At 35.3% G+C, this 25,503-nt stretch carries 23 protein-coding genes; 7 read left to right on the forward strand and 16 right to left on the reverse strand.

All coding sequences use genetic code 11. From position 1 onward, the window contains the following. Positions 1-77 precede the first annotated feature (77 nt). Genes CC92_RS0110180 through CC92_RS0110190 form a run of 3 tightly spaced genes read left to right on the forward strand, consistent with a single transcriptional unit; the run spans position 78 to position 3,298 of the window. A complete protein-coding gene (locus CC92_RS0110180; RefSeq protein ID WP_029502992.1) occupies positions 78-1,211 on the forward strand; it encodes a hypothetical protein in 1,134 nt (377 codons plus the stop codon). After that, a complete protein-coding gene (locus CC92_RS0110185; RefSeq protein WP_029502991.1) occupies positions 1,208-2,275 on the forward strand; it encodes a TPM domain-containing protein in 1,068 nt (355 codons plus the stop codon). Before CC92_RS0110180 ends, CC92_RS0110185 begins: the two co-directional genes overlap by 4 nt. Positions 2,276-2,293: 18 nt before the next feature. Next, entirely contained in the window at positions 2,294-3,298 is a 1,005-nt protein-coding gene (locus CC92_RS0110190) for an SPFH domain-containing protein (RefSeq protein ID WP_029502990.1), read from the forward strand. A gap of 204 nt (positions 3,299-3,502) precedes the next feature. On the opposite strand, the gene CC92_RS21600 is transcribed toward CC92_RS0110190, so the two are convergent. From CC92_RS21600 to rfbA, 7 genes are all read right to left on the reverse strand, one after another. Continuing rightward, on the reverse strand, positions 3,503-4,630 hold the full coding sequence (locus tag CC92_RS21600) for a GGDEF domain-containing protein (protein WP_051650721.1): 1,128 nt from the start codon (positions 4,628-4,630) through the stop codon (positions 3,503-3,505). Positions 4,631-5,249: 619 nt separating this feature from the next. After that, entirely contained in the window at positions 5,250-5,834 is a 585-nt protein-coding gene (locus tag CC92_RS0110200) for a biotin transporter BioY (protein WP_242841344.1), read from the reverse strand. Positions 5,835-6,129: 295 nt separating this feature from the next. Next, entirely contained in the window at positions 6,130-6,693 is a 564-nt protein-coding gene (gene rfbC, locus CC92_RS0110205; protein WP_029502987.1) for a dTDP-4-dehydrorhamnose 3,5-epimerase, read from the reverse strand. 105 nt (positions 6,694-6,798) lie between these two features. After that, entirely contained in the window at positions 6,799-7,644 is an 846-nt protein-coding gene (gene rfbD / locus CC92_RS0110210) for a dTDP-4-dehydrorhamnose reductase (RefSeq protein ID WP_029502986.1), read from the reverse strand. Beyond that, positions 7,641-8,666 carry a dTDP-glucose 4,6-dehydratase gene (gene rfbB, locus CC92_RS0110215; protein WP_029502985.1) on the reverse strand — a complete coding sequence of 342 codons (1,026 nt, stop codon included), beginning with the start codon at positions 8,664-8,666 and terminating at the stop codon, positions 7,641-7,643. The genes rfbD and rfbB overlap by 4 nt, the downstream gene beginning before the upstream one ends. A gap of 403 nt (positions 8,667-9,069) precedes the next feature. Continuing rightward, on the reverse strand, positions 9,070-9,360 hold the full coding sequence (locus tag CC92_RS0110220; RefSeq protein WP_029502984.1) for a PqqD family peptide modification chaperone: 291 nt from the start codon (positions 9,358-9,360) through the stop codon (positions 9,070-9,072). 174 nt (positions 9,361-9,534) lie between these two features. Continuing rightward, positions 9,535-10,416, reverse strand: a complete 882-nt coding sequence (gene rfbA / locus CC92_RS0110225; RefSeq protein ID WP_029502983.1) for a glucose-1-phosphate thymidylyltransferase RfbA — start codon at positions 10,414-10,416, stop codon at positions 9,535-9,537. Between the two features lie 520 nt (positions 10,417-10,936). Here rfbA and CC92_RS0110230 point away from each other — a divergent pair. Together CC92_RS0110230 and CC92_RS0110235 are read left to right on the forward strand one after the other, a co-directional pair. Beyond that, positions 10,937-11,626 (forward strand): response regulator transcription factor, encoded by a 690-nt coding sequence (locus CC92_RS0110230; RefSeq protein ID WP_029502982.1) that lies wholly within the window; start codon positions 10,937-10,939, stop codon positions 11,624-11,626. Positions 11,627-11,631: 5 nt separating this feature from the next. Continuing rightward, entirely contained in the window at positions 11,632-12,459 is an 828-nt protein-coding gene (locus CC92_RS0110235) for a sensor histidine kinase (RefSeq protein ID WP_029502981.1), read from the forward strand. 134 nt (positions 12,460-12,593) lie between these two features. Here the strand turns inward: CC92_RS0110235 and CC92_RS0110240 are convergent, their stop codons facing one another. From CC92_RS0110240 to CC92_RS0110260, 5 genes are all read right to left on the reverse strand, one after another. Beyond that, positions 12,594-14,264, reverse strand: a complete 1,671-nt coding sequence (locus CC92_RS0110240; RefSeq protein WP_029502980.1) for an ABC transporter ATP-binding protein — start codon at positions 14,262-14,264, stop codon at positions 12,594-12,596. After that, the gene (locus CC92_RS23225; RefSeq protein WP_029502979.1) at positions 14,264-15,169 is read right to left on the reverse strand and encodes a hypothetical protein; all 906 of its coding nucleotides are present in this window, start codon (positions 15,167-15,169) and stop codon (positions 14,264-14,266) included. Before CC92_RS23225 ends, CC92_RS0110240 begins: the two co-directional genes overlap by 1 nt. Positions 15,170-15,320: 151 nt before the next feature. Further along, complete coding sequence (locus CC92_RS0110250; RefSeq protein ID WP_029502978.1) at positions 15,321-15,500, reverse strand: hypothetical protein; 180 nt, start codon at positions 15,498-15,500, stop codon at positions 15,321-15,323. 81 nt (positions 15,501-15,581) lie between these two features. Beyond that, positions 15,582-17,483: an asparagine synthetase B family protein gene (locus CC92_RS0110255; protein WP_029502977.1), complete on the reverse strand. Its 1,902-nt coding sequence runs from the start codon at positions 17,481-17,483 to the stop codon at positions 15,582-15,584. Positions 17,484-17,563: 80 nt separating this feature from the next. Next, positions 17,564-18,013, reverse strand: coding sequence for a lasso peptide biosynthesis B2 protein (locus CC92_RS0110260; protein WP_029502976.1), 450 nt, complete (start codon positions 18,011-18,013; stop codon positions 17,564-17,566). 200 nt (positions 18,014-18,213) lie between these two features. Between CC92_RS0110260 and CC92_RS0110265 the strand changes: the two genes are divergently transcribed. Together CC92_RS0110265 and CC92_RS21605 are read left to right on the forward strand one after the other, a co-directional pair. Then, positions 18,214-19,014 carry a metallophosphoesterase gene (locus CC92_RS0110265; protein WP_029502975.1) on the forward strand — a complete coding sequence of 267 codons (801 nt, stop codon included), beginning with the start codon at positions 18,214-18,216 and terminating at the stop codon, positions 19,012-19,014. Between the two features lie 92 nt (positions 19,015-19,106). After that, positions 19,107-20,789, forward strand: a complete 1,683-nt coding sequence (locus CC92_RS21605; RefSeq protein ID WP_051650720.1) for a glycoside hydrolase family 5 protein — start codon at positions 19,107-19,109, stop codon at positions 20,787-20,789. A 26-nt stretch (positions 20,790-20,815) separates the two neighbouring features. On the opposite strand, the gene CC92_RS0110275 is transcribed toward CC92_RS21605, so the two are convergent. The 4 genes from CC92_RS0110275 to CC92_RS0110290 form a co-directional block, all read right to left on the reverse strand. Next, positions 20,816-21,637 (reverse strand): glycosyltransferase family 32 protein, encoded by an 822-nt coding sequence (locus CC92_RS0110275; RefSeq protein WP_051650719.1) that lies wholly within the window; start codon positions 21,635-21,637, stop codon positions 20,816-20,818. After that, positions 21,638-22,837 carry a Coenzyme F420 hydrogenase/dehydrogenase, beta subunit C-terminal domain gene (locus CC92_RS0110280; RefSeq protein WP_051650718.1) on the reverse strand — a complete coding sequence of 400 codons (1,200 nt, stop codon included), beginning with the start codon at positions 22,835-22,837 and terminating at the stop codon, positions 21,638-21,640. Positions 22,838-22,896: 59 nt separating this feature from the next. Continuing rightward, complete coding sequence (locus CC92_RS0110285) at positions 22,897-24,249, reverse strand: oligosaccharide flippase family protein (protein ID WP_029502971.1); 1,353 nt, start codon at positions 24,247-24,249, stop codon at positions 22,897-22,899. Between the two features lie 79 nt (positions 24,250-24,328). Further along, positions 24,329-25,429, reverse strand: a complete 1,101-nt coding sequence (locus tag CC92_RS0110290; protein ID WP_029502970.1) for a polysaccharide pyruvyl transferase family protein — start codon at positions 25,427-25,429, stop codon at positions 24,329-24,331. Between the last annotated feature and the right edge of the window lie 74 nt (positions 25,430-25,503).

The following is a 25,503-nucleotide window of genomic DNA, read 5'->3' on the forward strand; positions in this document are numbered from 1 at the left end:
AGTAATTGCTGCCACAAAGACGCTTATCTGTGCCTTTGTGGCACTTTTTATGAAAGTATAGAAAGTGAGAACTGCTCATGGTGATTCAATATAAATGTCCTAGCTGTGGCGCTGATTTAACCTATGAAACAACGTCAAAAAAACTTCATTGCGCTAGTTGTGGAAGTTACTATTCTATAGATTCTATGCCTCCTCCCGATATTCCTCTTGGCGATTCAGAAGATGCCCCTAAGGTATCACCTTTCAATCCTCAGGATATTTTTGAGGAAGCTTCCTTTGGATATGATAAGCAGGAATCTGCATGGCAACATAAAAATTTTAGTAACAGTAAGGTCTCCGAATATCATTGTAAAAACTGCGGTGCGGTTGTTATTACTGATAAAGATACGATTGCGACTTCCTGTAGTTTTTGCGGAGCTGCTGTAGTTCTAAGCGATCGTGTAGAAGGTCAATTAGAGCCATCAAGAATCATACCTTTTAAAATAAACCGAGAGCAGGCAACAAAAGCATTTCAGAAATGGTGTAAAAAAGGTTTACTTACTCCAACAGAATTCAAACACGCTGACCGTGTAAAAAATATTACTGGTATTTACGTTCCTTTTTGGCTATACGACTTAAATGGGGTAGGGGATATTGATGCAACCTGTACGAAGGTAAGAACCTATACCCGTGGTGACTATATTTATACTGAGACTCAGTACTATCATGTCTATCGTAAGGTGAGTCTTAATTACTCCAATGTACCAACCGATGCTTCTGAAAAGATGAATGATAACTTAATGGATCGCTTGGAACCTTATCAAAGCCACGAGCTGACTACCTTCGAAATGCCCTATCTTGCCGGGTATCTTGCTGAAAAATATAACTTCAGTGCCGAGCAACTCTTCCCGCGTGTCCGAGATAAAGTAGGTGTTTTTGTAGACAATTATCTAAGAAATACGATTCATGGATACACTAGTGTCATAACAAATCGGAAAGATATTAATGTTTATAAAAAAAATACTTACTATACTCTACTACCCGTTTGGATGGTTTGTTATGACTTTAAGGATTCAGAACACATCTTTGCTATGAATGGGCAAACAGGAAAGATTGTTGGAAAACCTCCGCTTTCCAAAGCAAAAATGTTCGCATGGTTTACTGGCATAACTTCCATATCATTTCTGTTAATAAAACTACTTGTCGTTTTGAACGGAGGGCCATGGTTATGATAGTGAAAAGAAAGAATTTAGAAAACATACCATTTCAAAGAAATCTACGCTCTCCTAGAAACTTAATAGTTTTTAGTAATATCATTGCCATTCGCCTTATGCTTATGATAAGCTGTATTTATATTACTTCATCTATCTTAAGCAATTCTAATCTTATAATTGTTGCGAACGCTTCGGAACATACTGCACACCTTGAAGACAATGCGAATTTATTATCTGAAAGTGAGGAATCTAAGCTTCAGACGAAACTTGCAGCATATGCGGTAAAGTCAGATCTTGATTTAGTTATCTTAACAACGGATGATCTTGACACGAAGGTAGAAGATGATGACGATGCCATAATGAAATATGTAACAAGATATCTTGAAGACTATATAGATGAGCACTGCGATAATGGTACTTTTTCCGAAGATGTGGCCATCTTATATTTTGACTCAACCTATCGTTTCCTAAATATCCAAGGATACGGGAGTGCTGAAACTTTATTAAGTGATTACCGAATAGAAAATATCTTAGATGAAATCTCTAGTTATTTTCGTGAGGACGATTATTATAATGCATTTTTAAATTTCGGAATACAAGCGAAGTATTATGCTACATTACCCGATACGAATTCCAGTAACGGTAATAGCAGTAGTAATAGTGGTCAGAATAATACCTTACCAAATGGAAGTTACGGGAATGATTATTATCATGGTTCTGGTACTTCATCACAAAATAGCTCTGATTATGCGCAGAAGCAGTTTGTCGAAAATGTTGTCTATCATACAGGATTTCAGCTACTAGCAGCTGCAATTATCGGAGTAATAGCCGTGGCAATCATGGCATCACGTTCTGGCGGTGCCGTAACCACGAATAACCGTACCTACCTTAATGAAGGTAATTCCGGAATCACTGCCAGAAGAGACGATTACATCAGAACTAGTGTAACAAAAGTAAAACGTCCAGAACCTAACACCAATCACAATACAGGCGCAAATAGCAATCGGAGTTTTCGAAGTAGCGGTGGCGGTGGTATTAGTAGAGGCGGACGGTCTCACAGTGGCGGTGGACGCAGAGTATAACGAGAAAGGTGGATTCTTATGGGATTTTTTACAAGTCAATTATCTAATGTCGTAGAATGGAAAGAATTCCGCGATGATATGATTTTTTACAAATGGCACAACGATGAAATCAAGCGAGGTAGCCGCCTCATAATTCGTCCAGGCCAGGATGCAATTTTCTTATTCAATGGAGCGATTGAAGGTATCTTTAAAGATGATGGAGAATATGATATCGAATCCGATATTATTCCTTTCCTCTCCACTCTAAAAGGGTTTAAGTTCGGTTTTAATAGCGGCATGCGTGCAGAAGTCTTATTTATCAATACAAAAGAATTTTCGGTACGTTGGGGTACCTCAAATGCTATCAATATTCCTGCACCTCAATATAGCTTGCCTGGAGGACTTCCAATACGCTCTCATGGTACCTATACCTTTAAGGTAAAGGATTATGTGAAGTTAATCGATAATATAGCTGGAGTGAAAGATTCCTTCTTAGTAGAAGATGTAAAACTCCGTATCACTTCTGTACTCGACCAGTTATTAATGAAGTGGATTGTCCAGGAAGGGAAAGATATCTTTAATCTTTCCATAAATTCTTTAAACATTGCGAACGGTATTAAGCAGGATCTTGATATGCAGTTGTTTGATACTGGAATTAGCATTAGTTCCTTCCAGATTATGAGCTTTACCTACCCAGAAGAAGTTCAGGCTATGATTAATAAAAATGCCTCTCACAGTATGGTTGGCGATATGAGTCGTTATCAACAGATCAATTTCTCAGACGGACTTTCTTCTGGTAATATAAAAAGTGGTGGATTTGCTTCCGATATGGCAGGAATGATGATGGGTATGAAGTTTGCAAACCAGATGGTTCAAAATATGGATCAAGGGACGATGAATGCCGATTCACAGCAAAAAACCTATACTTATACAACAAGTAATGAAACTGGCACCACAGCTAACAAACCAAACTTCTGTCCTAACTGCGGACAGAAAACTGGGAATAGTAATTTCTGTCCGAATTGTGGTCAAAAATTAGTATAATACATTCAGAAACACCTGCAAAATAGAGTGACTTATATTTTTATCTTTATAAAGAGAGTAAGAGGGGATAAATCAAAGTATCTTAGGTAAGAAAACTTACTTAAGTTACACTGATTTATCCCCTTTTATAAAACCCATGAAATATCTCATCTTACCAAAGTATAAAGGATGGTATCTTACATAGATAGTATAGATGTCCTTTTTTTACTCCGCCATCTGATTTCTTTTTCCACATACCTGTTCTTTATATACAACCACATTTCGGCCACTTTTTTTGGCAGTATATAATGATTTATCTGCTGTTTTGTATAAATCTGACATACATTGCATCGTGGTTGGTACAACAGAAGATACTCCAATACTCACTGTAACAACAGGGGTACCTAGCATAGGGCTATGTTTTATATTAAGACTCTCTATATTGGTTCGTATTTTTTCTGCAAAAGCAATTAATTCTGATTCTTTCACATCATAGACTAGAATTATAAACTCTTCTCCACCGATTCGTGCAGTAAGATCACTGCTTCTTCTAGCCGTTTTCTTAATCTCTGCGGCAACCATCTTTAAACACTTATCCCCTTGTGGATGTCCGAAGCTATCGTTGTATCGTTTAAAATTATCCACATCGACGATCATAAGACCTATTCTGCAACCAATTCTAATACAGTAAGGCAACAAAATCCCCAGATTGCGATCTAATCCTCTACGATTCAATAAACCAGTAAGCGGGTCTTCTTCTGCATTTTTAGCCATAGACTGAAGTTTTTGCTGTATCTTTAGCATTTTTCTTTGTTGCAGATATAGAAATCGTGAAAATCCAAGTAATGCGCCACTATATAGTATCATACTTATCTTATTCGTAAGGGATAAGTCAAGTTGAAGGAATACTAGGCAGATAAAAAGGAATTGTGCAGCTAGAAAACATAAAAATTCCCGAATATTTAATAGTGGAACCAATGAGGCAACAGATATCAAAATGCAATATATTCCTATGTTTTTATTTTCAAACATTGAGATATAACTGGAAGCATAGATAAACAATAAAGAAAACACCCAGAAACTTCGATAAATCAGAGGTGCTATCACATAATCTTTCTTTCTCTTACTATAATATCCCAGCACAAGAAAAACAATCGTTATTACCTCAAAAGTTATTAAAAAGCTAAGATATGTTTTTTGAACTTCATTATACTCTCCTAAATTCCATAAAAACAAAGCCATGATCGGTAATAAAAAACCAAGAATGGTCAATAAAACTACAACTCGTTTTAGATTCTCACGCACGAGCCGAATTTTTAATTTTTCTGCATTTGATAACATAAAATTTCCCATATCCCGTCCCCTATACGTACGTAAACATCCGTTTTTTAACCTTCACGTATCTTTTTTTGAATGTATGCGATCATAAACAGAGTTCTATTGCATGGTATTTAAAAACAGATTACCGTTTATCCTTAACTAGACCAAGAATCAAGTAGGCTACCACAAAAAAATGTAATCATACATCCTGATTATGATACAGTAAGAAATCTTATATTTCTACATTAATCACGTGCCTTGTACGCTTTAATACAAGCATACTAACCTAACTTTGATTATAACATACTAAAATTGTAAAATCCAACCCTTTTTTTCTATGAGTAACTTGAACTTGAATCACTTATACACTTTAAAAGCATGAAAACAAGAAAAAGCACGCTTCGCGAACTTTTCCTTGTCATGAATAAAAAACGCCAAAATCAGCCTATAACTCTATAGTTACTAATCTCGACGTAATGTATCTATAAATCTTTTCTAAATTTATATTCAACCCTTCTTAGGCTTCACTACCTAAGTGACTTCTTTCTATCGTTTTTACTGTCTTTTCTTTTATCTTTTCTTCTATCTTATCTTCAATCTTTTCTTCTGTCTTTTCTTCTGTCTGATCTTTTTTCTTTTCTACTATAGTTTCTTAATTCATCGTTGCATCTAGATACACTTTTATCTGCTTCCTTACTGGTAAAGCGATTACTGTACAGGCAACCATTTTAATAATATCTCCAGGTATAAATGGAATAACTCCTGCCATTAATGCTTCCCATACTGAAAGATCAAGCTGGATCCCAATCCATATTGTTCCTATAAGATAGCAACCTATTGTACCAATCACCATTCCGAAAAATACGACTACAGGATTCTTTCCCCATTTTTTTGCAAAGATACCCGTGAAAAAAGCTATAGCAAAGTAACCAATGAGGTAACCACCTGTTGGACCCGCTAACACACCAAATCCAGCCATTCCCTCCGCAAAAACTGGTATTCCAACCAAACCAAGTAACAGATACAAGAGAACACATATTACTCCCTTATAAGGGCCTAGAATAACTGCACATAGATAAACAGCGAAGGTACCTAAGGAGATTGGAACTGTAGATAGTGGAATAGAAAAAGGAGCCAAAATACATAGAATCGCAGTCATAAGTGCAATCATTGTGATTGACATAGTTTTTGTACTTTTCATAGTCTTTGTACTTTTCATAGTCTTTGTACTTTTCATAGTTTACCTCTGTACTTTTTTGTCCATTATATTCCATACCTTTTGATATGTCAACCTAATTTATTTTTTAGTTTACATTATGCATAAACTTTTGCTTGCATTGCACTTTGGGTTTTCATCTTAATACCACATTATTTTATGCAAACCAATAAAATGTCTTATTGCTCCTTTGGGTTATTTTTGCTGCACTTCACTTATCTTTTAAATATAAATATTATGAAGATGCAAAATCCTTGAACCTAATGATAGAATCATAAAAATGCTGAGATTTAAAATCCCAGCATTTTTACTATTTTTAAACATCCTTAAGTTTTTTCATTTCTGCTAAAGTACCCCATTCTTGATCCCTTTGTGCAATAATTAAATCTGTTCCTTCTATCATTGGCCACTCAATTCCAATCTCAGGATCATCCCATCGTATTCCACCTTCATCACCCGGATGATAAAAATCAGTACACTTATAGGCAAATACAGCAGTATCAGATAACACTAAAAATCCATGTGCAAATCCTTCTGGAACAAAAAATTGTTTTTGATTCTCTTCACTAAGCTCCACACCGAACCATTTTCCAAAAGTCTTAGATCCCTTTCGTAAATCTACAGCCACATCAAAAACCTTGCCGCTTAATACACGAACCAACTTGGCCTGGGGATGATTAATCTGAAAATGCAATCCTCTCAGGACACCTTTGCTTGACATGGATTGGTTATCCTGCACAAAATCCGCTTTAATGCCTGCTGCCTCATATGCTTCTTTATGATAAGTCTCAATAAAATATCCACGGTTATCTTTAAATATCGTAGGTTCAATCACAACTAACCCATCAATACCGCATTCAGTAACTGTTATTTTTCCCATTCTATAATTCTCCATCTATGGTAAATCTATTGACGTTTAAATCAAACTATATACATTCTTTTATTCTCTGATTCACGACAATAAAAAGTTCGCTATGCGTACTTTTTATTGTTTTAATTCTTCCAAATAACGTGCTAACGCATCTTGCCAGCTAGGTAATCGTTCGAATCCCTCTTCTGTTAATTTTTGTTTACTAAGCCTACAATTCTTCGGTCGTTTTGCTTTGGACGGGAACTGTTCGGATGTTAAGGGATGAACTACTACGTTTCTACCCGACATACGAAAGATTTCCATTGCAAAATCATACCAACTGCAAAATCCCTCATTCGTAACATGATAAATCCCGTACTTATCGGTTTTTACTATCTCCGCCAGACATTTCGCCAAATCTACAGTGTAAGTTGGTGAGCCAATCTGATCAGCGACAACAGACAGTGACTCTCTTTCTTGACTAAGGCGTAACATGGTCTTAACAAAGTTATTTCCATTCTTACCAAATACCCAGGTAACTCTTACAATAAAATAGTGATTCAGCTCTCGAAGAACTGCTTGTTCCCCTTCATATTTCGTCTGTCCATACCAGTTGATAGGGTCAACCTTATCCTTCACTTCGTAAGGCTTATCGCCCTCCCCTGGAAAAACGTAATCTGTACTAATGTAAATCATTTTAGCTTGAATCTCTGCACAAACTTTTGCTAGGTAGGAGGTAGCAAGAGTGTTCACATTTAATGCCTTATCTTTTTCCTCTTCCGCTAGATCTACTGCGGTATAGGCTGCACAGTGAATCACTGCCTCCGGCTTTATCTCTCTTATCGTTTTCGTTACCTGATCTTCTTCGGTTAAGTCAAGAGTTTCTCTGGTTAAGCCAATTACTTCGTCCCCTTGCTTTCTTAATTCCTTAACCACATCATACCCTAGTTGTCCATTCACACCAGTTACAACTACTCTCATATTAGGCGGTCTCCATACATCTCATTAAAATAAGAGCGGTATTCACCATTTATAATGCGTTCCCACCAGTCTTTATTCGCCAGATACCAATCAATGGTTTGCTTTAGACCGGTTTCAAAACGAAACTCTGGTTTCCATCCCAGTTCTTCTTCTATTTTTCTTGGATCAATTGCATAACGGAGATCATGCCCAGGACGATCGGTTACATATTCTATTAAGCTTTCTGGTTTACCAAGTGTTTGCAGAATTGCTTTTACTACTTCGAGGTTAGTTTTCTCATTGTGTCCACCAATATTATATACTTCCCCAGGTTTTCCATTGCGAATAATTAAGTTTATAGCAGAGCAGTGGTCTTTGACATGAAGCCAGTCCCTAACATTACTACCATTTCCGTAAACTGGTAATTTCTCATTATTTAAAGCACGAATAATCATAAGAGGGATTAGTTTCTCTGGAAAATGGTATGGCCCATAGTTATTCGAGCAACGAGATATCGTTACTGGGAGTCCATACGTACGATAATAAGAAAGAACAAATAAATCTGCACTTGCCTTGCTAGAAGAGTATGGGCTTGAAGTGTGAAGTGGTGTCTCTTCCGTGAAAAATAAATCGGTACGATCAATCGGAAGATCCCCATAAACCTCGTCAGTCGATACTTGATGAAATCTCTTTACCTGAAACTTCTTTGACGCGTCTAATAACACTAAGGTACCTAACACATTAGTTTTTACAAATACCTCGGGATCTAGAATAGATCGATCCACATGGCTTTCCGCAGCAAAATTAATCACAACATCAAAAGATTCTTTTTCAAACAATTCCATGATAAATGCTCTATCTGAAATATCTCCCTTAATAAAGCGATAATTCGTTTTATCCTCTACTGGCTTTAAACTCTCCAGATTTCCAGCGTAGGTTAAAGCATCTAAATTAACAATCGTGTCCTCTGGATAATTGTTTACCATATACTGTACAAAGTTGCTGCCTATAAAACCAGCACCTCCGGTAACTAATAATTTCATAGTGGTATACCTTCGTCCTTTCCTTTTACTATAACTTTAATATCTTCGTTTTAGGCTAATTTATTATTACTTTTACATCTTCGTTTTAGGCTTATTTAAAATAATTTTTATTTCTTCGTTCTCGGCTAATTTATTATTACTTTTATTTCTTTGCTTAGGCTAAATTACTATAACTTTTATTTTTTCATTTTAGGTTAACATAATAACTATAGTTATTATACCTCCATCCATTTTGCAATACAAGCAATTAGCAAAAAAGAGACTACTACAAAATATAAATACAAAAAAAAGAGGGCAGTAATAGAATATCCTTAACAAAGCATTATGCTTCTTCATGAAAATTCCGCTTCTTCCCTCTTTCAAAATTAGTAGTTATCGTTATATGTTTCTACTTTTCTAGGTCCTATATTAATTCCTCGGTCCTTTTGATAAATTTATACTCTTGTAATTTATCCATGAAGCTATGAACAGAATCTCTGCAAATAGCCTCCTCCACATCATAACTTTTTATTAGGCTTTGTACCATATCTTCCTCTAAAACAGAGGAAGAATCACAGAGCATATCCCATATTTCATTCGCTATTCCTTTTAGTAGAAAATACCTTCCTGTTTCAAAATCAATCATAACCTTCTCCCCAGCTAAGTCCGTTACTTCTAACTTACGAAGAAGGCTTATTCTTGTATTGTTCTTCATACGCTCCCCCTATATATTTAAAAATCTTTTTTCTTTCTATTGCAGTAAAATCCACTGTAATTACATTTATTTTACCATTTTTTGTAATTCCATTCAATGATAGAAGCACTATAATTTACCGCAAAAAAAAACAAAAAGTATTCTTATTAGAAGGAGATTTGTCAATATTTAGTCCTATTTATCTAAATATTTTCCATCCATTATATCTTTTAAATAAGCTCCATATTGATTATTTCTAAACTGATGGTAGATACTCTCTAGCTTATCTTTATCAATCCAGCCCATCAGATATCCGATTTCCTCAAGACATCCAATTTTCCGGTGTTGATGGGTTTCAACCGTTTTTACAAAATTGGTCGCCTCTACTAACGATTCATGGGTTCCTGTATCAAGCCAAGTATATCCTTGTCCTAATAGTGAGACTTCCAACTCCTCATTCTCTAAATAAATTCGGTTCAAATCCGTGATTTCAAGTTCCCCTCGTTTCGAAGGCTTCAATTGCTTTGTATACTCAACCACTCTATTATCATAAAAATAAAGACCTGTAACACAATAATTTGATTTTGGATTTTCAGGCTTTTCTTCAATTGAAATTGCCTTTCCTTTTGAATCAAATTCAACAATACCAAAACGTTCAGGATCATCTACATAATACCCGAACACAGTTGCCCCCACTTCTTTAGAGGCTGCTTTCCTCAATCGCATATCTAATCCATACCCATGAAAGATGTTGTCCCCAAGTATCATTGCCACATTATCTTTTCCGATAAACTCCTCACCAATTAAAAACGCTTGAGCTAATCCATCTGGGCTATTCTGTACCGCATAAGATAACTCAATTCCAAATTGACTTCCGTCTCCGAGTAGTTCCTTAAATCTTGGTGTATCTTCTGGTGTCGATATAATTAATATGTCTCGAATACCAGCTGACATTAAAACAGACAACGGATAATATACCATTGGTTTATCATAAACAGGTAATAATTGCTTTGATGTAACTCGAGTTAAAGGATAAAGCCTTGTACCACTACCACCAGCTAACACGATTCCCTTCATAATTTCCTCCATCATAACTTTTATTCTAGCTCTTTAGCGCCTCTTCTTACCTATACTGTAAGAACTTAGTTTTCAACCAATTGCCTCATGCAATTCAAGCTACTTAGCCTACTACTAACTTTATAGATTTATTATAAAACATCTTATAATAAATACCATATCAAGTCAATCAAGTTTCTTTCACAGGTACTCTACACCAGCTTTATCATTGTCTTATATTTTATTCTATATCATTATCTTAAAAATTACTTTTTCTTATACTATAAAAGGACATATCTATTTGCTTTCAATCCAAATTCTGTTCCAGAATCTAAAATAGAATTGATTACTTTAAAAATCAATTGTTAATTATTTACATTTTATGATAAAATGGTCATGAATGCATATCTTCGGTTTGTTTTTCTCTGCATTCTTATCAATATGGTACTTTATTCGGAGGTAGTGTGAAAAAATAGATTTTTCACACACGAATTTGTGCTGTCGCCCAAATTCGCAAGATTTTAACAGAATGGAGGGTTTTATGTCCAAGCTTTTATTTGTTGATGACGATACAGAATTATTAAGTACAAACAAAAAATTTTTTACAAAAGAGGGCTATGAGGTATTAACTGCTGCCAATGCAAAATCCTGCATCCAGCTTGTAACTCTTTATAAGCCAGACTGTATCATACTAGATATTATGATGCCTAAAATTAATGGTTTCACGACTTTTCAATATCTAAAGAAAATTTGCTCTACACCGATTATCTTTCTATCTGCTAAAGATGAAGAAGAGGATAAGATAAAAGGCTTGCTTTTGGGTGCAGATGATTATATAAGTAAGCCCTATAGTCTTCGAGAATTATCTGCTCGAATAAAAGTACAAATACGCCGTACTCTAAGACAGCCAATGAAGGAGGCTACGATATCATATCCTCCATTGACCCTAAATCTTCTTACCCATAAAGCTTATTTTTATGATGAGGAAATTCTTCTCTCAAACAGAGAGTATGAACTGCTCTATCTCCTTGTCTCTAAACCCAATCTGGTTATCACATACGAGCAGATAGCAAACGCCATGTGGGGTAACTACACTAGTGATGACAGACGCGCAATTATGGTAACAGCCAGTAGGCTTAGAAAAAAATTTGAGACCTATGATGGTATGCCAGAATTTATTGAAACTGTTTGGTCAAAGGGTTATTTATTTCGTACTAGAAACGGAGGTTAGAATCATTGACAAGTCAGAAAAAACTTACCTTCCAAACTCCAGATGTTACGGTTGAAGAATTAACAAATGCCTTATATCGTTCAAATCTTGCATTGGATCGAACAAATAAAGAACTCCTACGTCTTCAGAAAGAACAATCTGATTTATTTACAAACCTTACACATGATTTACGCTCCCCTATATCAGCAATTCGGGTAGCAATTGAATATATGTTATCAGACTCCTCGCTTACCTTAGCGGAAATTAGAGACTCCCTTGGAATGTTACTAACAAGAACCGAATTTTTAGAACAACTTATCCACGATATTCTCCTTCTTTCCACAGTCGAATCTATGGGGCATCCTCTGCATCTGGAATGCATTGATATTGGCATCTTTTTGGAGGAGCTATTTTATAATTATCGGGAAGATTCGAACTATGCAAACCGTAAGTTAATCTTGGAGGTACCTTCCAATTTTCCTTATCAAGTAATGATTGATACTAAATTGTTACATCGAGTTTTTGACAACTTATTTTCCAATGCACTGAAATTTTCTACTTCAGGAGCAAGCATCACCCTAATAGCAAGCATTAGTGAATCCTATGTTATTATTACTGTGAAGGATACCGGTATTGGCATATCCAAAGAGCATCTCCCCCATATCTTTGATCGTTCCTTTATGGTCTCTGATTCAAGAACACCAACAGCCACCACAGGATATGGTTTGGGTCTTTCCATTGTGAAAGCCATTGTTTCAAGGCTTGGTGGAACAATATCGTGCAACAGTACCCTACATGTTGGAAGTAGCTTTTCCTTAACACTTCCAGTCTTTATGAACACAGAGAAAGCTTAACTAAAACATAATAACTTCTTATTAAAGTACGGAAACCTTGATAATGGATTATATTCCATATACGATTTATTTTTTTATACTATGGTGTAAGAATAAAGGATGTGAATAAATTAATTCACATCCTTTATTCTTACCTATCCAATTGGAATTTCCATAAGTTCTTTATCCTTAATGCAAACTTCTCTGTCACAATATGGTAAGATAGAACGCCGATGCGTGATAATAAGGCAGGTTGGTCTAGGAGACAATTGTTTAATTCCTTCTAGCACGTGAAGTTCTGTATCGGAATCCAAAGAAGAGGTCGCTTCATCTAAGATAAGAAGTGGTGCTTTACGTACAAGTGCTCTTGCAATTGCAATCCTTTGTGCTTGTCCCTCAGATAAACCATGACCGTGTTCTCCAATGATGGTATCCAACCCGTCAGGGAGCTCAGAGACAAACTCCTTCGCAGCAGATAAGATTAATGCATATTCTATTTCTTCATCCGTAGCTTCAAGCCTCCCCATGCGAATGTTTTCTCTTATTTTCCCGCTAAATAATGTATTTCCTTGCGGTACATAGGAGATATAATTTCTAACCCCTGCATTTGAAGTTTCCACCTCTCCATTTTGATGAAAAAATGAAATTTCTCCAGACTTTTCCTTCATAAAACTCATAATTAGACGTACCAAGGTAGTTTTGCCAATTCCAGATTCTCCAATCACCGCTACAAACTCACCAGGTGAAATATCCAAAGTTATATTGTGCAAAACCTCATCCTCAGAATAACCAAAAGAAACATTCTTTAATCGAAGGCTAATCTCTTGTGGTATTAGACGTGCCTTATGTTTTTCTTCAAGTGGAATTGATTGAAGTTCCATTATCCTCCCTGTAGAAGCAATGACAGAAACTATTTTAGGTATATTTTGTGCTAGTCCTATAATAGGCGCTTGAATTCGGTTCACTAAGGTAAGAAACACAGACATAGTACCATAAGTGATTACCGTTTTGGATAACTGTAATGCACCAAATGCGAATGCGGCCACATAACCTATCTGAAAAGTTAGTGACATTACGGTAGAACTTAATACACTAAGCCTGTTTTTCTTTTTGATCCAGTAAAGTCTTTCGTTTCTTAACTCCGTTAATCGTTCGGATGCAAAGTCTTCGTTTGCAAATGATTTTACAATTAACAGATTGCTAAGGCTCTCCTGGAGATAGGAGCGGTAAGCAGATTCCGTTTCTTGAACTTTAATCTGCAATCTCTTTAACCGTCTGCCAAGCCATAAGCTTGTCAATGCTGCAACTGGTGCCAACATGGCGGCAAATAAAGCTAATCTTGGCTCATAGAAAAACAAGGTAAGGAACGTCAATAAAAGTTCTAAAAATAAGCGTACCATCGTTGGTAGGACAAATACCATACCATCTGCTATATTACCACTATCACTGGTTAACCTCGTCATCAAATCTCCAGTATGATATTTTTTCACATCCATCCAATGGGAGTGGATGATTTTATCATAGACTTGCTTTCGAATCCCAAAGGAATACTTTTCATTCACTAACACAGAAACCATACCATTCACAGCATAAAGTGCTTGGGTTATAAATACTACTCCGATATACAACATAATAGCGAATAGTATACTTTCTCCTGAAGTTGCAGAATCGATAATATATTTACTTACTACTGCAAGCCCAACTGTTAAAAAGGTATTGCTAAAATCAACTCCCATTAACAACAGAAGTTTCGGCAGATAATCCTTGGTATAGAAAAATAACCATTTAATATACTGCATATTCCCATACTTTGTCTTCGTTTGCATTATACCACCTCATTTTCGATGAACTTAACAATATCTTGCTCTGTACTTAATCCACATGGTCTCTCTATTTCATAGATAGGTATCATATTAGCAAATTCCAAACACTTTTTAAAAAACAAAGGAGATAATCCCAACACTTTGTAAATATCCGTCAAATATAGATTATTTATAATAATTGCCAACTTCTTATGCCCCACTACTTCTTTTATCGTAAGTCTATCTGTATCTGATAGAGATATGTAAAATAAACCTCCAATCGGATGTTCCTTTTCTGCAAATATATCTCGCCTTGATATCGCATACTTTTGTCGTTCTTCGTTTAATATCGTTAGAGTATTGGTATCATAATTTTCTCGTGTCACGGTATCAACACAAAGCTTTTGCTGTGGATAAGCAGGTGCTGCTACCAATTGTTTGGTTCCATGGATAGCTACCGTATCATCTGCCAGGAAAAGGTGTCCCCTTTTCACCAGTTCATGAATTATTGTCGATTTGCCTGCACCGCTGTTTCCACATACAAGAACAGCTTTATTATGAATAACAACGGCACCAGAATGTATTGCAATAATTTCCCTTTGAATCAAAACTATTCCAAGAGCAGATCCAAGTAACATTGCTTTTGTTAACTCGTAATCAGCATCTTGTTGTAGTTCTAAAGTGATTCTTTCCCCTTTCTCAACTAAAATATCCCCTACTCCATCATAAGAAAACCACACATATCCTTGCTTTGAAATGGTATTCTTATTTCCTTCTTGCTTGTCTACTTTTATGTACTCAGGCATCGAGCCAAACCTAATAATGACATCTTGCGAAACTTCTTCACTCTTACGACAATTAGCCTCTAGAAAAGGAATCTCTGACTCAACTGTTAGCCCATAGATACTATAATAATAAACCTGTCCCATATATCCTCCCATATCATGTTTCAAATCCATTTTTTATGCGCTTAATTCTATTATAGAAAAGAGAAAGCACGTTACGCGAATTCTTCCTTGTCATGAATAAAAAATGGCTATGGAGTTTTATCACCATAACCAATTTTTTATATACAATCGTTTAATTAACACCAACAGATGGCTCTCCACTATTTCCTGAAGATGGTCCCCAAGTAGTTATATGATACTTGCCATCAGAAGATACATATTCGCCATCTTTTTCCCATCCACCTCTTGGACTGTACTGGGTCTTGTTAATTTCTAATTCGATAACTTCTGGGTTAGCCCATACCTTTTTCATAAACATGCCTCCATTCTTTTTGACATCCCATAACGGGTGACAATTGGATTATAAATTCTTCTGCTGGCATATTCAACAATTCTAACAGTTTTGTAAGAAACGAAGCATTAACCCGGTATATAATAGTTTGGTTACTTCAGAACTTTGATTTTCCTCAAGAGATTTTAACAGAATCGATATATCTTTTTCATAAAGAGAGGTATCAATATAATGCTTTACCTCCTCATTTAATATAAGTTTTATTTCTTCGTATATCGATTTTCTCACACGGTCTATCTTAAAAATAAAATCTGCACTTTGAACCCCTTTTTTTCGCAAAGTCTCACTAAGAATCTTAGAAGGAATCTTATCCTTCATATATTCCCTAATCAGCCTTCTCTCCACACCATGGTATACAAATTGATCTTCTGGAAGGTTATAACAAAACTGAATCATCTCTCTGCTTCTTGTTGGGTCCTTAATCAAAACCCCCGTAGCAAGAGATAGTTTCGTTTCTATCTCACCTATTTGTGAAAGAGCACGTTTTAAATACATATCTTCCTTTACTTCCTTCATCGTAGGGGTATGTAGATTAGCATTAATCTTGGCTTTTTTAAATCTTTTCTTCGTGTGATAACATTTCGCTAGTGTCTTATTTTCATAAGTGTGTCCATCATAAGCTCTTCTTTCCACGCTTTCCTTCGAAAAGATAGGGAATAACAAGGTTACTGTGTTTTTAAACATTCGGCGCTTTGATAACTTGTGGCGTTTCGATAGTTCATTTAATTCTTTACATAAGGACAATATCTTTCCTCTACGTAATAAACTTTTAAAGTAAATATCAAAATTACCAAAAGATACTGTGGCATTACCATATTGGCCGTTCAATAAAATCTTGCATCCTTTCTTTGATGCACGTATCATACATTCATAAATCCAATCAATATTTTGAAGTGCTTTATATGGCATCTCTAAGATATTCATCAGTTCTTTAGCATTATCCCATGAGTTCTGCCCCTGTAAATCACAAAAATTGCTATCAATATTTCCTATTTCTTTTACGAATTTCTCCACAAGCTCTCGTTCATTTGTTAAATAAACACTCTCACGCTGTGTAAGGAATCCCTCCTCTGGAATCGATGTATAGGAGTGTAATACTTTCCCTTTCTCCCTTAGATACTCAGAAGCAATACATGCAACTGAAGTAGAGTCTAAGCCCCCACTCAACAGAATAGAAACTTCTCCTCGCGTTTGAATGGATTCTTTGATGATTGTTTCATACAGGTCTATAAAATCTTGCTTGTACTCACCACTCTCCTTCTTTCTTTTATTCTTACTTGGAGACCAGTAGTAGCTTCTAGTTATCTTTCCATCTAAAAATGTTAGTAGCTCTCCAGGTTCCAGCTTATAAATCCCCTGATAAGGTGTTTCTCTGCATTCTGATGTCATTGCTAAATTATCGATTGCAAGAAAATCTGTAATCCATCGTTTGTTATATTCAAATGGTAATCCTACTGCATTTAAGATTCCTTGAAATAGGGTAGAGAAATAAAATTTTTCTCCATCAAAGTGGTAATAAAGACATCTTGCACTGGTTGGATCAACTGCACATAGTAGCTCCTTGCTTATCGTATTATAGATACAGAAAGAAAAAGATCCATTTAATCTAGATATAAAATTTTTCTTATCCCTCTTATAGATTTCAAGTACGATCTCAGTATCAAATATGGTTTTGCTAAGATTAAGTTCTTTTATTAATTCTTCGCAATTATCAAGATATACATCACCAGCAATCATCAGATGAGTATCCACCTCATAAATTGGAAGCAAAACTTCCTCATCTCTTCTAATATATGACATGCCACAACCCATCATAATATTTAAATCACTTACCGTATGTACCTCATCAAATACACAATTGTGAAATGCTTTTTTCATGCTTTCTGAGGTCTCTTCTACTATCTTATTCCCCTTATCATCTAAGACTCCCCATATTGCTGACATAGATAGCCTCCAATCAATTGTAATTTATTTCCATTTTATAACAAGAAACAATCCTTGTCCATCCCTTTTTAACACTTCTATCACATCTCATATTGCGTACCATAAGTTGCTACTTTTGCATATCCTTCTCCATCTCCTCCCGATAAATAAAAAGAACCACAGCGAATCCATGCATGAGCCCTTAGTTCCTCCTCTTGCTTCATGACACCAAGGTAGAGAGTTGTTGGTATTTTGTGACGGCTGAGAATCCTTCGAATTGTTAATGCTCGTACTAAACATTTACTCTCCCAAGGAGTTTTGCTACTTACTCGATTTACCACTTGAGCAACATTTCGTACATAACTACTCTGCATGATATCTTCTTTAAAATCTGTCTCCAATCCAGCTATTCCAAAAAAACGTTCCAACTTTTTCATAGGTATTAATAAAATACACAATCGATACATTCCACAATAGTATAGTGCTTGGATGGTAAGACATTTATGATGATTGTATTTTAAAAAATATTGTAACCTTTTAAACACTTTCATTTGGCACTCCCTTTCACTTTTCTATTCCATAAGGTTTCAAAATACGTTTCCTTAGTCTTGGATGTTCCAGATTCCCACACCGTTATGGCTATTTTTCAGAAGAATTCAGAAGAATTATTCTATGCCTTCATTGTATTTTGATACCTCTTATGATATAATATAATATATTTACATATTTTTACAGTATTAAAGGAGAAACTATGAAAAAAAAATTTATAATTATTCTCTTTATGATACTGCTACTGTTTTATACATTGCGTGGCTTTATAGGAAACTTAAAAATTACTTACTATCAGTACTATAAGAATACTCTACCAGAGGATTTGAACCATTTTCGTATTGTTCAGCTGTCCGACTTTCATTTAAAAGAATTTGGAAAACAACAGAGTAAACTAATTTCTATGATAGCGCAATGTGAACCAAATCTCATTGTTCTGACAGGAGATATGATCAATAAGGATGCTACCCACTTTGAAGAACTTAAATTTTTATTGGAAGGAATTCATAAGCTTGCACCGATCTATGCGGTAACTGGAAATCATGAAGAAGAATCACCATACAAAAATAAATTGCGGAATCTATATCTTGAATACGATGTCATGATGTTAGAAAATACTACAAAAACGATAACCTTTGGTAATGCAACACTCTATCTGCATGGCTTTCACTATTCTTGGAACTTAACAAAACCGAAACGTATCGAGAAGAAGGCCAATGAATTTCATCTCTTATTATTTCATGATGCACAAAGAATTGAAGTTTTAAGTAATTTTAATTATGATATGATTCTCTGTGGACATACTCATGGAGGGATTGTACGCCTCCCATTCCTTGGAGGAATCATTGGAAATCACGGAGATATATTACCAAAATACGATTATGGAGAATACCAAATTGGAAACACAGTTAGTATCGTAAGCAGTGGTTTGGGGAATTCCAATGTTCCACGCTTTTATAATCCACCAGAAATTGTTTGTATTGAACTTAATAAAACAAAATGATACCATTAAAATCCCACACCACTTCTTAAAGTTATGTATTATCAAATTTAATTTTCTTTTATTAAAGTTACTACAAAAGGAGTGGATATCCTATGAAAGAAAAAAAAGAACAATCTATTATTATAATCCTTTCCTGCATATTAGTACTTCTCCTTGTGACCTACCTCATACCACAAAAAGAAGGTAGCAAAGATCAAGAAATCACCCCTGTACCAGATGAGCAGAAGAAAACTCTGATTGAAGATGAGACTTCTTTTAACTACTCAATCATGAAAGACATCAATGCAGCCGATTTAGTCCGTGCGATGAAGGTTGGTTGGAATCTTGGAAACACTTTTGATTCTTATAGTATCGAAGGTTATCCAGAGGAAATCAAAGCCAAATATCATTACCAACTAATTTCTACATACTCCTCCTCTCCATATACTAACTGGAATTCCTCTGATAAGGTAACATTTGATTCGAATGGTTATGCCGAGCTGACATGGGACCTCTCTAAGATTATATCTTCCGATTCCACACAATATGGTTCCATTGGATTACAGATATTCAATTTTCGTATAGGACCTACGGGGGAAAGCCGACTTATTATAGAGATTAAAGATGCTATCCTTACATTTTCAGACGGAACTTCAATTACCCTTGAAGAGTTCCTTGGTACTCATGAATTAATGATGAATCTTGGTGTTGCAAAATTCTATCCAGAAATTTTTGCCCTTTCTAACTTTTCGACAGCTACACTAAAGACGGCAGTCCTTTCTCTAAAGGTTCAGATTACTAATTATCTCTCACCAGAATTCATAAAATCAAAATCCTCTTACTATGAAACTCTATGGTATAACCCGATAACAACTAACGAGATGATATCCTTTATCAAACAAAGTGGTTTTGGTGCTATTCGAATTCCGATTACCTATCGCAATCATATTGATTCCTCTACGAATACCATTGATTCTGACTGGCTAGATCGCATTGAAGAAGTGATTCAATATGCCCTCCGAAATGACCTATACTGTATTATTAATCTTCATCATGATGTCGGTTCCAATGGTTGGTTAAGAGCAGATCTTAAGAATTATGAGCTTAATTCAAAAAAATTTGCTTCTCTGTGGAATCAGATTGCCACTAGATTTCAAAAATATAATGAACATCTAATATTCGAGGGATTTAATGAGATATTAAACGAAACAAATGAATGGGATAATCCAACGAAAGAGGATTTATCGGTTGTAAACAAGTTAAATCAACTCTTTGTCGATACCGTTAGACTAACAGGTGGTAATAATACTTCTCGTTGTCTCATTGTAAGTACTTATGGTGCCACTTGGAACAAAAAAGTCTTGAGTGCATTTGAACTCCCCACGGATAACATTGCCAACCGCCTGATTGTTTCAGTTCATGCCTATGAACCGAAGCAATTTTGTTTACAGGAATCTTTGCTAAGTAATAAGAAAGAATCATCAATCTTTCGAGATAACGAAGATAACCTCCTAATAGAACAGCTTTTTATCTCCTTAGAACAAACCTTTGTTTCCAATCATATTCCCGTCATCATTGGAGAGTTTGCCTCCTTCCATAAAAATAACTGTGCTGACCGAGCTAAACATGCAAAAAGCTATATTTCTTATGGCAAACAATATCATATTACTTGCTTTTGGTGGGATAGCGGAGGTCAGTGTAACATTATTAATTCAATCGAAAATAGCTGTCTCTTAGATCGTTATAATCTCACTTGGAACTTTCCTGAAATAGTGAATGCCCTTTGTACAAAATAAGCTACCGTACAAGGGCATTTTCTTGATTAGCTTTCTCTATATTCTTTTAAATGCTTTTGGTGTATCGAATAATTCGGAATATGATACAATAACTTCTTATAGGTTCTATGCTTAATTACGGAATCCATATGTATCAGTGGAACAATCGATGCCAATCCTTTGATTCCTCTTTTTATCCTTTTCTTTATACTACTGGCATCCTTTTTCCAGCTCCCCTCACAGTGGTGAATACTATATCCCTTTCCAATGATAGGACCAATCTCAAATATATCTTTTGGAAAAATACGAATATTTTTAAATACCTGATATTTACCGTGAATACGAAACTCCGGAAAATATTCTTGCATCGCTCGTGTCATTAATCCATTGTTATTAACGAATACCTCATCAGGCAATAATTTCGCTGTAAATCCTTGATAAAACAATTTATTATCGAGCACTTTAAACTCTATTCCAGTATAAACATCTAGGAGATATTTTAGAAATGGATGGTTTTCTTTACATCCAATCACTGCAGTACCAATGATAGAATCGTAAATAAAGCCAAGAAACATATCGCTATCCAAGAGATCATCCAAAGATTTTTTTAGTTCAACATCAGTATCTAGGTAGATTCCTCCTTCCAGGTATAACGCTTTCAAACGAAAGTAATCACTGACAAAAGCCCAATTCCCCAGCTCGTAAGCTTTTTTTACAAACTCATTTTCCTGAAAGTCACAATTTGTTTCGTTCCATTCTTTTATTTGGTATCCAACACACTTTTTCCAAGAATCTATGCAACGAACGAGTCTTTTCGGTTTTTTAGCAGACCCAAACCAACAGTAATGTATAATTTTTGATATCGCCATCTAGCCCATCTCCTTTCTAACTTTCTTTAGCGTTTGACTCAATCCACCCACACATTTCTTAAGTCTACCAACGATAAGCTTAGTATAAACTCTATACTTTGCCCCTAAAACTCCACCAGGCATTATCTTTACTATCCCAGATACCCCGACTTCCTTATACAGCCTCCAAAAATCCTCTCGATTACTTGGCTTAATACAAGGATGTTTTAACTGCGGCTGTAAATAGTCTTCCTTAGAACAGTCAAGAAACTCTACATCCGAGAGAATCTGGTGAAACAAATTAAGCCCCTTCTTCGTATGTATCAGCACTATAGACATCCCCTTGTTATCCATGTTTTTTTTCATAATGGAGTCAATTCCCCAAAAATCACCGATTGTGATATCGGAACGCCTTTCAATGGAAGCGTACTGACATTCGTAGCAATAAGGACGTTGAATGCAATCTGTTTGATATATTTTTGAAAAAAGATTGGAATATTTCTTTTTATTCTTTATTTGAAAAGATTCGATATTAGCTTTCCAGCCAAAAGCCTCCTTATCTCGAAATTGATAACGCTTGATTTTTTCCTCAAACAAATCAACTAGAAAATTTTGATACTCCTCAAATACCAAAGAACTAGGTACTCCATGGCAGATTATGTCACAGAGGTAAAGATTTTCATAATCTTTCCCTAAAAAACTATCTACCGCGGCTATTTGACAACCGGTCCCCGTAAAAAGCACTTTTCTTCCCTCTTCTAGATCAGTTCGAATCCAATGATAACAACCTGATATGTCACTTTGAAGATACTTTGATCCCCTTAGCTGGTCGCGTTCTTCTTTGGATACAACACGACGATGAATTACCTTTCCTAACTCCTGCTCCCAGCAAGCCCCATAGATAACCCCTCCCATTGCCAGGATAACATCAGAAAAAGCAGTGAAAGCTCCGCCAGAACGACTTAAAATACGTACTTTATTTTGTTTGTGTTTTACTCCATATGCTAAGGTTTGTGTAATATCTTTTTTTATCTTATTCTCCTTAAGAGGGCAAATACTGATGCAGCGTTTACAACCGATACAATCATCCAGTGAAATCTTAGGATATAAAAATCCCTCTTCATCCATCTTCATTGTAATCGCTTTGGTAGGACAACAAACGGCACATGCTGCACAACCACAGCATGGATCAAGTTCTATTCCCATTTTATTTTCCTGCATATACTACCTCCTAATGAGAATTGTCTTCCATAGTTCCTAAGTATGCTTCACATCGCATTTTACAATTTAATTTCGAATATACCTGTTGGTTCTATCAACTTTCGTAATAACCCTGATGCTACCCAAAGGATGACAAGTGTTATCGTCATTCTTAAGAAAAACTTAGTCCAAGCAATTCCAATCGCTTCATAAATAATGCAATAATAAATCAAATAAGAGATACAGGTTACGATTGTCATTAAAGTTAGCGCAGTATATATATTCTTAAAAATACCCGCGCCAATCACAAACCCTAATACACTGAATACTGTTTGTAATAAAAGCCATACCATTGCGTATTTCTGTTTATTAATAAGGGTTGTAATCCCTTGTACCGTAAGGGATAAAAAGGTAATAAACCCCTGCACTGCAACGATACGTAGGATAACTCCTGCCATTTCATAGCCTTCTCCATACATTAAGTTTATAGCAACATCACCCAAGGATACTAGTAATATCGTTGGAATCACTGCTACATTCATAGCCTTATTTATATTACGATAGGTAAACGTACCAATTTTTTTGATATCATCTCGAAACTCTGCTCCCACCTGAAAGAAAACTCTTCCCATTGCATTTGCTAATAAATTAATAGGTATATTAATTAATTTGTTAGCAAGCGAATAATATCCTAGAATTTCATTACCAAAAAATCCTTTGATTAATAAAGTTGGCATCTGGTTCTTAAATTGAGATAATAAATTGGTTGGGAGCTCAAAGAGAAAGAAAGGTTTATGTTCTTTGTATAATTTCTCTATAGATTCGAATCGAAACTTAAAAGATGTCTTTGGTAGAAAACGTTTCATATGTATTACGGTAATTAGCTGTCCAACCATATAACCGATATAGTAACCGTATTGCTTATACCCAAGAATTCCAAGTAAAAATGCTATCATTGAATAAGAACCATAATTGATAATCGGATTTAACATTAAAACTTCATAAAACCCTTTTTTATTCAGCCATGTGTAGCAAATCATAATTTGTTTTGAGGTAAAAAAGAGTATAAAAGTATAGAGAAAGATAAACCAACTATTTTGATAGAGCTGCAATGAAAAAAATATGTCATAAATAGTAATCCCAATTGCTGCAATTCCACTAATAATGAATGATATCGTTGTTATCGTTTGATATACCATTTTTGATGTCTTCTCATTATCCTCAATCATTAATACATTGGTAAATCCACCATCGGATACCGAATTGATTAAAGAGGCTAAGGCAAGTAGAAATGAGGATACACCTATTGTAGATGCACCATATATTCTGGTTAGGATAGGAAGACTAATGAACATAATGATCTGTCCTAACATAGTACCTGCAGATATTCTTATCACATTTTTCATTCTGTTTGAGCAAAACATAAACTTCATCTATCTATCTCCATTTGTACTTTGTTTAGTTTTAGTTTCTTTTTATTTCTCCCGAACAAACAATCATTATGAACACTTGCTATATCATTGTTCTTACGATATCCTCCATATACTCTTTCGCATCCTCCCTTAGGTGGTTCAGTCTTCCTTCCACCTCATTCCAAGAAATCGACTTACAAGTAAGAGAAGTATTAGTTTCTTTGTTAATCTCACGCTCCTCGATATGAAGGAGCTGTAATAATGCCTCTACCCGAACATTTCTATTTTTCTTATTTTCTAATTCTACAAAGAACTCTTTATGAAAAAGTATCGATATCGCAGTACCATGAAATGAATTTGTCACAATATAGGCCGCTTCCCGAAACCAAGCTAGGAATTCTTCCACTTTAGGTGCTACTACATATTTGATATTCATATCACGTATTACTGTCCGGTCATTGATATAGATGATCTCCAGACCTTTTTGTTTTGCCAACTCTTTGGCAAACTGTATGGAGACAATCGGTTTTTCTACATGGAACATAAGAACATAAGATTTTTTAAGTCCTGTTTTATGACTAATCTGGTTCCATACCCTACTAGTTACTAATAAGGTTGGGTCTATATGAACTTTTATTTTAGAGGATATATAATCTTGTAATAAGGATGCTGCATCTGCTTCTCGAACTGAAATACATTGAAACCCTCTTAATCGCTCTCGATAAACTTCATCCAAAGCCTTCGGAATTTTTTTAATCCCTAAACTTGCCGCATAAGAATACTTCTTCTCATCCTCTACAAAGGTTAAAAAGTAAGCCTCATCAAAGCCTGCACTAATCGGACTAAATACCTGATCGCTACCAGTAAGAAGAAACGTATAATCCTTACTTAATTCCTTCAAATCCAGATCATTATAACAGGGTTTACTTAAAGTAAGATATTCATTACAAAACTGTTCGAAGCGCTTCCTCTTTTTTTGTATCACCCTAAAAAAAAGAAGTCCTCGAGCGATTCCTCGTACCACCTTACCTTTACAGATTTTAAATGGTGCATAACAACTAGTTATACTTTTCGAATAATAATCAATAATCTCATTCTCTATCCCCAAACCAAATAAAAACTGTTGTAGAGCATACGCTTGTAATACTGCACCATAATTTAATGCTCTATGGAATGTTATAATACCAACTTTTTTGTTCATACTAACCTCCATTCTGTCACAATCCTGCGAATTTGGGCGACACAAATTCACGCGTGAAAACTCTTGATTTGTCA

It is taken from the genome of Lachnoclostridium phytofermentans (assembly GCF_000733755.1).
Taxonomy (GTDB): Bacteria; Bacillota; Clostridia; order Lachnospirales; family Lachnospiraceae; genus Lachnoclostridium; species Lachnoclostridium phytofermentans_A.